At 45.6% G+C, this 9,491-nt stretch carries 11 protein-coding genes; 7 read left to right on the top strand and 4 right to left on the bottom strand.

Annotated features, from left to right (window positions below; all coding sequences use genetic code 11):
• Positions 1-511 precede the first annotated feature (511 nt).
• Together H6S82_RS08710 and H6S82_RS08705 are read left to right on the top strand one after the other, a co-directional pair.
• On the top strand, positions 512-1,558 hold the full coding sequence (locus tag H6S82_RS08710; protein WP_190470457.1) for a zinc-dependent dehydrogenase: 1,047 nt from the start codon (positions 512-514) through the stop codon (positions 1,556-1,558).
• Between the two features lie 213 nt (positions 1,559-1,771).
• On the top strand, positions 1,772-2,167 hold the full coding sequence (locus H6S82_RS08705) for a DUF2294 domain-containing protein (protein WP_190470386.1): 396 nt from the start codon (positions 1,772-1,774) through the stop codon (positions 2,165-2,167).
• Positions 2,168-2,174: 7 nt separating this feature from the next.
• Here H6S82_RS08705 and H6S82_RS08700 read toward each other — a convergent pair whose 3' ends face one another.
• A complete protein-coding gene (locus H6S82_RS08700; RefSeq protein WP_242056867.1) occupies positions 2,175-2,648 on the bottom strand; it encodes a response regulator in 474 nt (157 codons plus the stop codon).
• A 703-nt stretch (positions 2,649-3,351) separates the two neighbouring features.
• Between H6S82_RS08700 and H6S82_RS08695 the strand changes: the two genes are divergently transcribed.
• Positions 3,352-3,780 (top strand): DUF2294 domain-containing protein, encoded by a 429-nt coding sequence (locus tag H6S82_RS08695; protein ID WP_190470380.1) that lies wholly within the window; start codon positions 3,352-3,354, stop codon positions 3,778-3,780.
• Here H6S82_RS08695 and H6S82_RS08690 read toward each other — a convergent pair.
• Positions 3,743-4,165, bottom strand: coding sequence for a response regulator (locus H6S82_RS08690; protein ID WP_190470377.1), 423 nt, complete (start codon positions 4,163-4,165; stop codon positions 3,743-3,745). The genes H6S82_RS08695 and H6S82_RS08690 overlap by 38 nt on opposite strands.
• A gap of 504 nt (positions 4,166-4,669) precedes the next feature.
• On the opposite strand from H6S82_RS08690, the gene H6S82_RS08685 reads away from it, so the two are divergent.
• Together H6S82_RS08685 and H6S82_RS08680 are read left to right on the top strand one after the other, a co-directional pair.
• Positions 4,670-6,037, top strand: a complete 1,368-nt coding sequence (locus H6S82_RS08685; RefSeq protein WP_190470372.1) for an NAD-dependent succinate-semialdehyde dehydrogenase — start codon at positions 4,670-4,672, stop codon at positions 6,035-6,037.
• Positions 6,038-6,047: 10 nt separating this feature from the next.
• Positions 6,048-7,685, top strand: coding sequence for an acetolactate synthase large subunit (locus tag H6S82_RS08680; protein WP_190470455.1), 1,638 nt, complete (start codon positions 6,048-6,050; stop codon positions 7,683-7,685).
• Here the strand turns inward: H6S82_RS08680 and H6S82_RS08675 are convergent.
• Together H6S82_RS08675 and H6S82_RS08670 are read right to left on the bottom strand one after the other, a co-directional pair.
• The gene (locus H6S82_RS08675; RefSeq protein WP_190470369.1) at positions 7,682-7,843 is read right to left on the bottom strand and encodes a hypothetical protein; all 162 of its coding nucleotides are present in this window, start codon (positions 7,841-7,843) and stop codon (positions 7,682-7,684) included. The two genes, H6S82_RS08680 and H6S82_RS08675, sit on opposite strands and share 4 nt — an antisense overlap.
• 43 nt (positions 7,844-7,886) lie before the next feature.
• Complete coding sequence (locus H6S82_RS08670) at positions 7,887-8,138, bottom strand: hypothetical protein (protein WP_190470366.1); 252 nt, start codon at positions 8,136-8,138, stop codon at positions 7,887-7,889.
• 157 nt (positions 8,139-8,295) lie between these two features.
• Here H6S82_RS08670 and xth point away from each other — a divergent pair, with 157 nt between their 5' ends.
• Both xth and H6S82_RS08660 read left to right on the top strand, forming a co-directional pair.
• Complete coding sequence (xth, locus tag H6S82_RS08665) at positions 8,296-9,075, top strand: exodeoxyribonuclease III (RefSeq protein ID WP_190470364.1); 780 nt, start codon at positions 8,296-8,298, stop codon at positions 9,073-9,075.
• Positions 9,076-9,118: 43 nt separating this feature from the next.
• On the top strand, positions 9,119-9,445 hold the full coding sequence (locus H6S82_RS08660; RefSeq protein WP_190470362.1) for a hypothetical protein: 327 nt from the start codon (positions 9,119-9,121) through the stop codon (positions 9,443-9,445).
• The last annotated feature ends 46 nt before the right edge of the window (positions 9,446-9,491 follow it).

Below are 9,491 nucleotides of genomic sequence, written 5' to 3'. Positions count from 1 at the left end.
GATGTCCCATAAAAATCGTTTTATCCGCATCTCTATTTCCTGTTACGGAAACTCGGATGTAGGATCGGGACAAATTTTTATAGTTGACTAAAAATTTATTTATTGCGAAAACAGTATCGGAATTTACGTACTCAATCCAGAATTGACAAACGTTTCAAATTACGCATTTTCAGAGGATAATAAATTAGTGAACGGTAAGATAGACTCAGTTAAAATCGAGGTTCACAAATGTGTAATTAATCAATATAAAGGTAAACAAGAGAGATTTATATCAATGGGATTATGCTAAAAAATGGAGAAGCAATCACCAGAGTATTCAAACTGTAAGAATAAAATCACCGTAAAAGTAATAAACAAAATAGATTTCCCGGATCGGGCTGTCGAAGTCTGGCCTTCCGCAATCCTAGAAATGCCCTCTACCTTTGGGTCTTTCTTCTCTTTCTTCTATAACTAGCCAAGAGCAACGCACAAAATGGTAAAGTCTAATATCGGTGGGCGAAAAAGGATTAATATGAAAGCGCAAGTATTCAGAGGAGTAGATCGGCTCAGCTACGAAGAGGTGCCCATACCGGAACTGCAAGCGGATGAGGTGCTTGTACAGGTGCAGGTAGTTGGCTTGTGTCAGTCGGATATCAAAAAAATTCGCTATCCGCTTTACGAACCGCCGCGCATCTTCGGACACGAAACAGCCGGTGTCATTTCCGCTGTGGGAGAAGGGGTAAAAAACTGGCAAGTGGGACAGCGAGTTGTCGTGATGCACCATATTCCCTGTATGCGCTGCGAATACTGCCTCAATGACAACTTTTCGATGTGCGATGTCTACAAAAACGTCACGACAACGGCTGGTTTTGCTCCTAGCGGCGGTGGCTTTGCAGAATATGTGAAGGTTCCGGGTCACATCGTTCGCAACGGGGGATTGATCCCAATACCGGATGGGGTAACTTTTGAGCAGGCTAGTTTTGTTGAGCCGACTAACTGCTGTCTCAAGGCGGTGAAAAAAGCTCAAATTGCGCCCGGACAAACGGTATTGATCGCCGGTGCGGGGCCGATCGGACTGATGTTCGCAATGTTGGTAAAATATTTCGGTGCTAAGGCGATCGCTACCGATTTGCTGCCGTCTCGCATCGAGAAAGCCCTTGCCGTGGGGGCAGAAGCTGCGTTTGATGCCCGCGACCCAGAGTTACCGACAAAAATCAAAGCCCTGACGGGAGGTATGGGAGTCGATACTGCTTTGCTGGCAGTTCCCAGCGAAAAAGCTTTTTTCCAAGCGCTCGACTGCACGCGCAAAGGCGGTAAAATCCTATTTTTTGCGGAGTTTCCAGATGAGGTGGAAATTCCCATCAATCCCAATATCCTTTACCGTCGAGAAATTGATTTGATCGGCAGCTACAGCTCTTCCTATCGCCTGCAATCTCTGGCATCGGATATTGTGTTCAACCGAAGAATTGATGTGGATGCGTTGATTAGCGATCGCTATCCTCTTCAAGATCTAGCAATAGCTGTGCAACAGGCGATCGCCCCAAGCCCAGAAACTTACAAAATTTTGATTTACCCTTAACTATCGTTAATCTCTAGCGCTCTTCCGGCCTTCCCTGTTTCCGCATCTAACTGAATAGGTATTCTTTGCGCTCAAAATGAGTATCTCTTGAGTGTTTAGGTCAGTGCTATAATATAATATGCCAATTTATTTATTTTTTCCTCATACCGAGGTCTAATATGCTGTCACATAGTCTGTCTTCATTAATCTAACTCAGGCGATACGCAAAGAATTATGGAAACACCAGCCCCCACCCGTGGGCAATTAGAGCGAACTCTGTCACAACGTATCCAAGCTCTATATCGCAATCAGCTGGGCCATCAGCCCAGCCAAGTGACTTGCGAGATTTTTGATACAAAAATTGTCATAGTATTGGAAGATGCCGTTACTCAACCAGAACAAGTTCTGGTGAACAACGGTCAGCAGGAGTTGGCCGAGCAGGTAAGGTCGGATTTAAATGCGGCAATTCAACCACAACTGAAGGATTTAATCGAAGAAGTTGTGGGAGTTGATGTAGTGGATTTGCTCAGCGATGCCAAACTAGATACAGGTCGTACTGGTACGATCGTAATATTGAGTGCGGAGCCTCAAGTCAGGGATTCTTCCGCTAGCTCGAAGCGCCGCAAGTAAACCGAGTTTAATTTAGGTAGCGACGGAGAATAACTTCTAAATCGTCAACTACATAGGGTTTGGTAATGTAATCATTACAACCTGCGGCGATAATGTTAGCTCGGTCTTCTGCTCTTGCCAAAGCGGTAACTGCGACGATGGGAATCTTCTTTGTACGGGGATCTTGTCTGAGACGAGTGACAATCTCTATTCCGTTGAGGTCGGGCAGCATAATATCAAGCAGAATCAGATCGGGTTGATGACTTTGTGCTAGTGCGATTGCTGTCTCGCCGGTGTCAGCAGTGAGGAAAGCGCAGCCAACCAGCTCAAGCGTAAAACTTATCAAAATCAAATTATCTTCATTGTCATCGACAGCTAAAACTAATGGTCTTTGGGCAACAGATTGAATGCTGTCGCCAAGAGAAAATTCCATATCCATTCTTTGTTTGGGGGAAGTTGTAAATTTGTTGTGCAAGCTTTGAGGTAGGGCTGGACGAGGCATTCCTCAAGCGGCAAGCATAGAAGTTATCAGCTTACGTTCTCCCTACAAAAGGGAGAGCTAAGATGTTGGCGCTTGAAACAGATTGGCTCGTATAAAAGTATGAACGATAAACAGCTAAATTCATACTTTTTACATCACCATGCTAGCTAATGCAGATATTTTAGTGTAAAAAAGCTAAAAAATGAATATTTTGTCCCAAATAAGGTAAAGTTGGGCCTCGCTTGCGAATACATTAAATCCCAGCCACAAACTGTAATCTAGAACACTGGAAACTGGGATGAGGGGCTAAGGCGTAGGGAAACAGAGGGTGACGGCATTAAGGATAGAAATGCTTACAGAGTAAGGATGAGAGTAACCAATTAGGTTTAATCATCACACTATATAGGGGAGAGTTGAATAAATAAAATTTATTACTCAGTTGGTGGCCATAATTTACCTAGAAACGCTCGCTCGCTCCGTGCGATCGACAAAAGCTGGTTCGATAAAAAACTTAGCACGTCTCCCAGCCTTGATGGAAGTACTTATTGTTGTGCTTTGTGCCAGTTTTTTTCGTTTGAACTAGGAATAACAGCTATTCTTAGATAACAGCGATGATTGCTTGCTGTTTTGTAAATACTTCTTCAGGCTAATTTTGAAAATTGTGCTCCTTGCTACGCTCAAAGTGGATAGCTAAAAATTTTTTTGCTATTAGGAGCCGATCTCTATGGATATGCCCGCAACAAAACTGACGAGACAGCAATTGGAACAAATTTTTTCGCAGCGTATTCAACAATTGTACCATAGCAGAGTTGGGCATCAACCCGATCGAGTATCTTGCCAACTCTTTGACAACAAACTTGCCATCGTGTTGGAAAATGCGATATCCCGTCCGGTACAACTTTTAGCGGAGAACGATCGCAGCAATTTAGCGCAGCAGGTAAGATTAAATGTTGACGCCGCTCTTAAGCCAGAGCTGGTGCAGATCGTAGAAGATGTCCTGGGCGTAGAAGCTTTAGACTTGCTCACCGATACCAGTATAGAAACCGGTCGCACCGGCATTATCGCTGTCTTAGCAGTTGCACCTACAGATAGGGATACTACTTTCGTCCCGCCAGTCAAACTAGAGACGGTATCCGCAGATGGCGATAGATGACCGTTTCTAGATCTTCAAGCATATAGGGTTTGCTGATGTAGCCATTACAACCAGCTGCCATAATTCGATCGCAATCTTCTTCTTTTGCCAAAGCTGTGACTGCTACAATAGGTATTGTTTTTGTTTGCGAATGCTGCTTTAGCCGAGAAATCGCCTCAACACCATCTAAGTCAGGTAGAACAATATCCAGTAAGATGAGATCCGGTTGATAAAGTTCAGCTAAGATTATAGCTGTTTCGCCGTTGGCCGCTGCGATCGAGGAGCAATTAAACAACTGTTCGACAGCTAGAGAAATTAGCAGTAAATTATCTTCATTATCATCCACTACCAACACTAGAGGACGACTCGCAGTAAACGGTGCGGTATGTTTCGAGGAAAATTGCATATCATCCACGCTCTGTTTTCAGCGGAAACTGTAGATTAGAGAAATTGCAGTCTGAAAAAGAGTGGACGAGGCATTCCCTAAGCGGCACTATCAAAACTTCCCAAATCGGGGCTAAACTCAGAGCTATAGGAAGAGAGTGGCGCTTGCAATGGACTGGCTCGCATCCATTTGACAATTTTTGGTTGTCTTTGGTCAAACCGGGTAAGTGGGGCTCACCTCTAAGGGTGGCATCACCTACCTGTAAGTTAGGTTAACACAAATATCGAAAATACTTAATTCTTTATTAAAATTTACCAGTGCGACACAATACAAACTAAAAGCGCAGCATTTCTACACATACGGCTGCCAATCTGTGTGAAAGAATAATATATAGACGGGGATCGTGGAATCTTAGATTTTAAATGAAAATCTAAAACCGACATAGTAACGCGGGTAGCTCGGCAAGAGATGCAGAAAGTCTCAGGACTACCCTAATTTATCAGTGGAATTGGAGATACCGAAACAATGGCTATTGCCACCATAAACCCAGCTACGGGAGAAACGCTTCAAACCTTCACACCCCTGACGGAAGCGGAAATAGAAGGGAAACTGGATCTGGCACAAAAGGCGTTTGTGGAATATCGCAACACCCCTTTTGCCCAAAGAGCCGAGTGGATGAACGAAGCTGCTAGAATTTTGGAGCGAGATCGCGATCGTTTTGCCAAAATCATGACTTTGGAAATGGGCAAACCGATTAAAGGTGCGATCGCGGAAGTTGACAAATGCGCCTTAGTATGCCGTTACTACGCCGAACGTGCGGCGGAATTCCTAGCAGATGTCCCCGCATCAACCGATGCCAGCTCGAGCTTTGTGAAATACGAGCCGTTGGGGATAATCTTAGCAGTTATGCCTTGGAATTTCCCCTTCTGGCAAGTTTTCCGTTTTGCCGCACCCGCGCTGATGGCCGGGAACGTGGGTATATTGAAACACGCATCCAACGTACCTCAATGCGCTTTGGCAATTGAGGAGATTTTCAAAGCAGCGGGATTTCCAGCGGGAGTATTTCAAACCTTGCTGGTGGGGTCGGATAAAGTTGCAGCTATTATTGCAGACGATCGCGTTAAAGCAGCCACTCTCACCGGCAGCGAAGCAGCTGGTATTTCTCTCGCTGTCGCTGCTAGCAAGCAGATCAAAAAAACGGTCTTGGAATTGGGAGGCAGCGATCCGTTTATCGTTTTGGAAAGTGCCGATTTGTCAGCAGCAGTTTCCACAGCAGTTGCGGCGCGGATGCTCAATAACGGACAATCTTGTATAGCGGCAAAACGCTTTATTTTGCACTCATCGATCGCAGACGAATTTGAACAGCGCTTCCTAGAGAAATTTCAAGCTTTAAAAATTGGCGATCCGATGAATCCGGAAACGGATCTTGGCCCCTTGGCAACTCCAGGCATCGTCCAAGATTTAGATGGGTTAGTGCAAACCTGCATCGCCAAAGGCGCAAAAGTTCTCACTGGCGGAAAACCCTTGTCCGATCGTCCGGGTAACTTCTACCCTGCCACAATTTTGACAGACTTTCCACCCGGTACTCCAGCTGATAACGAAGAATTTTTTGGCCCAGTAGCCCTCTTATTCCGAGTAGCAGACATTGACGAAGCAATAGCACGCGCTAACGCCATTCCCTTTGGACTGGGAGCCAGTGCCTGGACTACAGTGGAGAAAGAGCGCGATCGCTTAATTTCGGAACTAGAAGCGGGTGCAGTATTTATCAACGGCCTAGTCAAATCCGATCCCCGTCTGCCTTTTGGCGGGATAAAACGTTCCGGATACGGACGAGAACTGGGCGTGCAAGGAATTCATGAGTTTGTCAACATCAAAACCGTGTGGGTGAAATAATATGGGCGAAATGAATACAGCGGAATTATTAGTGCGGTGTCTGGAAAACGAAGGGGTAAAATATGTTTTTGGTTTACCCGGTGAAGAAAATCTGCACGTTTTGGAAGCGATCGCACATTCTTCTATACAATTTATTACCACCCGCCACGAACAGGGTGCAGCTTTTATGGCCGATGTCTACGGTCGTTTAACGGGAAAAGCGGGCGTTTGCCTTTCTACTCTAGGCCCTGGTGCTACCAACTTGATGACTGGTGTCGCCGATGCCAATCTAGATGGTGCCCCTCTCGTGGCAATTACCGGCCAGGTAGGAACAGACCGGATGCACAAAGAATCGCACCAATATCTGGATTTGGTGGCTATGTTTGCCCCGGTAACTAAATGGAATGCCCAAATTGTCAGACCCAGCATTGCACCGGAAGTTGTCCGCAAAGCGTTTAAAATCTCTCAAACAGAAAAACCGGGGGCAGTGCATATCGATGTGCCAGAAAACATTGCCGCTATGCCTGTAACGGGCGAACCTCTCAACAAAGGCGATGTGGAAAAAACTTTTGCCTCTTTTCGCAGTATCGAACAAGCAGCACAGCTAATTTCTCAATCCAAAAATCCGTTAATTTTAGTGGGAAATGGTGCGATCCGCGCCAACGCCAGTCAAGCGGTGACGGAATTTGCTACTAAAATGAATATTCCTGTCGCGAATACTTTTATGGGTAAAGGTGTGATTCCTTATACTCATCCGCTGGCGTTGTGGGCGGTGGGATTGCAATTGCGCGATTACATTAACTGCGGTTTCGATAACACGGATTTGGTAATTGCGATCGGTTACGATTTAATCGAATATTCGCCCAAGCGGTGGAATCCCGATAGCAAGATTCAAATCGTTCATATTAGCACCAGTCACGCCGAAATTGATAGCAATTATCTTCCGCTTGTGGAAGTTGTGGGGGATATTTCCGATTCGTTAGATGAAATCTTGCAACGGGCCGATCGGACTGGTAAACCCGACCCCTACGCTTTGGAATTGCGGGATGATATTCGCGCAGATTACGAAAAATATGCTAACGATACTGGTTTTCCCATTAAGCCGCAAAAACTAATTTATGACTTGCGACAAGTGATGCAATCGGAAGATATCGTTATTTGCGATGTCGGAGCCCATAAAATGTGGATGGCGCGACACTATCACTGCGAACGTCCCAATACTTGCCTGATTTCTAACGGTTTTGCAGCGATGGGAATTGCCATTCCAGGTGCGATCGCCGCTAAATTAGTTGCCCCGGAAAAACAAGTAGTTGCCGTTACCGGTGATGGCGGATTTATGATGAATTGCCAAGAACTGGAAACAGCTCTGCGCGTCGGCACGAATTTTGTTACCATCATTTTCAATGATGGCGGCTATGGCTTGATCGAGTGGAAGCAAGAAAACCAAATGGGTCGATCGGCTTTTGTCAAATTCGGTAATCCCGATTTTGTCAAATTTGCCGAAAGTATGGGCTTAAAAGGATACCGAGTGGAATCTACTGCTGATTTTATTCCTATCTTGAAAACCGCCCTTGCCCAAAACGTTCCTGCTGTGATAGATTGCCCGGTTGACTATCGAGAAAATCTCCGCTTCACTCAGAAAGCCGGAGAATTGAGTTGCGCTATCTAGTATCCGCAATTCGAGAAACCCGGTTTTTCTAAAAAACCGGGTTTCTGACCGCGACAACGCATCAAAATCAATTTTGTCGCATAGAGAATAGTAGGGTGGGGAATGCCCACCATTCCCGTATCGAAAAGCTGATAGGCATTTTGGTGGGCAATGCCCACCCTACGTTTAATTCTGCTAATTGAATTAAAAATAGTTAGGCAACTAAAGTTCTTCGTCTTGTTCCTCTTCGTCTTCTTCCTCCTCATCTTCAAAGCGTTCCCAACCCCAGCGATCGGCAACCATAAAAAAGATAGATTTAGCTAGATTGATATCGATATCTTCCGCTAAACCTACCAGTTTGCTTGACTCGCCCTCGCTATCTTCATAGTAGATGAAAAAGCCGCCAGCTTTGCGCTCTCGCAGCGTAAGCACGCTGCCATCTTCATAACTAACTGTCAAAATGCTTGCGGCCATCGGTCACCCCTTTAAGTCAGAACTAATATCAGAATATAATAATTGAAAACAAGCGATCGCTCTCATACGATCGCTTTGTTCAACGCAATTGTTTCCTTATCCTTGATGAGTGGGAAAAAAGTTGCGCTTCCTCAAAACACAGAAAACCAAATTATTAATGAAAGTCGCCACTTGGAATGTTAATTCAATACGTACCCGCCTAGAGCAGGTGGTCAATTGGTTGCAGTCAAATCCTGTAGATGTTTTGTGTTTGCAAGAAACCAAAGTGCAAGATGCAGAATTTCCGCGATCGCCCTGGGAAAATTTAGGGTATCACCTCTACATTTGGGGACAAAAATCCTACAACGGTGTCGCCATCCTCAGCCGCAAACCTCTAGAAGAAGTCAGTGCCGGATTTGCCCCGATTTTGGGTATTTCAGAATTTGACGAACAGAAACGGGTAATTACTGGCGTTGTAGATAATGTTCGGATCGTCAACCTCTACGTTCCCAACGGTTCCGAAGTCGGTAGCGAAAAATATGTTTACAAGCTCAGCTGGCTAAAAGTGTTGCGCGAGTACCTGCAAGCGCTGCTGGAAAAACAACCCAGCGCGATGTGCGTCTGCGGTGACTTCAACATTGCCCTCGAAGATAAAGATATTCACAACCCAAAAGGGCGAGAAAAAATGGTGATGGCGACAGATTTAGAACGCCAAGCTTTGCAGACAGTTTTAGAATTGGGATTAGCCGATGCTTTTCGCAAATTCACCCAAGAAGGTGGCAATTTTAGTTGGTGGGACTATCGATCGGCTGCTTTTCGAGGCAACAGGGGTTGGCGTATAGACCATCACTATTTGACACCAGAGTTGTACGATCGCGCGATCGCTTGCACAATTGATGTTACCCCTAGAGCGCTAACCCAACCCAGCGACCACGCACCGACGATCGTGGAATTTTAATCGCTACACTCGAAATGTAGAAAGCGATCGATCGGAGGTCAGCTTGGTAGATTCTGCCAGACAGAAAGCAAGACAACTAGCTCATCAGTTTTTTGTGCAGGATAACCCCACAGGTTGGTTCGACGTTTTGTACGCAAGTGCAAATGGGGACGATCGAGCCGTACCGTGGGCTGATATGACCGTCAATCCCAACTTCGCTGATTGGATTGAGCTACACAATCTTAGGGGAGAAGGCAAAAAAGCGCTCGTCATCGGTTGCGGTTTGGGAGACGATGCTGAAGAATTAGCTCGTTTGGGATTCGATGTAGTCGCTTTTGACCGAAAAGCGAGACGCAAGCCCCTGGCTTTAGACATGGGGATAAGTCGATAAGCGACTTTAGTCGCCGTCTCGATTTCCGTTTAGACTCGAATTGCGT

This window comes from Planktothrix sp. FACHB-1355 (assembly GCF_014748295.1).
GTDB classification, from domain to species: Bacteria; Cyanobacteriota; Cyanobacteriia; order Cyanobacteriales; family Aerosakkonemataceae; genus Aerosakkonema; species Aerosakkonema funiforme_A.
The sequence above is the reverse complement of the archived record's forward strand: the minus strand, read 5'-3'. Positions and strand labels throughout refer to the sequence as shown.

Excerpts from the sequence above, each read along its gene's own strand:
- H6S82_RS08710 (WP_190470457.1), top strand. The coding sequence starts at position 512 with ATGAAAGCGCAAGTATTCAGAGGAGTAGATCGGCTCAGCTACGAAGAG.
- H6S82_RS08705 (WP_190470386.1), top strand. The coding sequence starts at position 1,772 with ATGGAAACACCAGCCCCCACCCGTGGGCAATTAGAGCGAACTCTGTCA.
- H6S82_RS08700 (WP_242056867.1), bottom strand. The coding sequence starts at position 2,648 with ATGCCTCGTCCAGCCCTACCTCAAAGCTTGCACAACAAATTTACAACT.
- H6S82_RS08695 (WP_190470380.1), top strand. The coding sequence starts at position 3,352 with ATGGATATGCCCGCAACAAAACTGACGAGACAGCAATTGGAACAAATT.
- H6S82_RS08690 (WP_190470377.1), bottom strand. The coding sequence starts at position 4,165 with ATGCAATTTTCCTCGAAACATACCGCACCGTTTACTGCGAGTCGTCCT.
- H6S82_RS08685 (WP_190470372.1), top strand. The coding sequence starts at position 4,670 with ATGGCTATTGCCACCATAAACCCAGCTACGGGAGAAACGCTTCAAACC.
- H6S82_RS08680 (WP_190470455.1), top strand. The coding sequence starts at position 6,048 with ATGAATACAGCGGAATTATTAGTGCGGTGTCTGGAAAACGAAGGGGTA.
- H6S82_RS08670 (WP_190470366.1), bottom strand. The coding sequence starts at position 8,138 with ATGGCCGCAAGCATTTTGACAGTTAGTTATGAAGATGGCAGCGTGCTT.
- xth (WP_190470364.1), top strand. The coding sequence starts at position 8,296 with ATGAAAGTCGCCACTTGGAATGTTAATTCAATACGTACCCGCCTAGAG.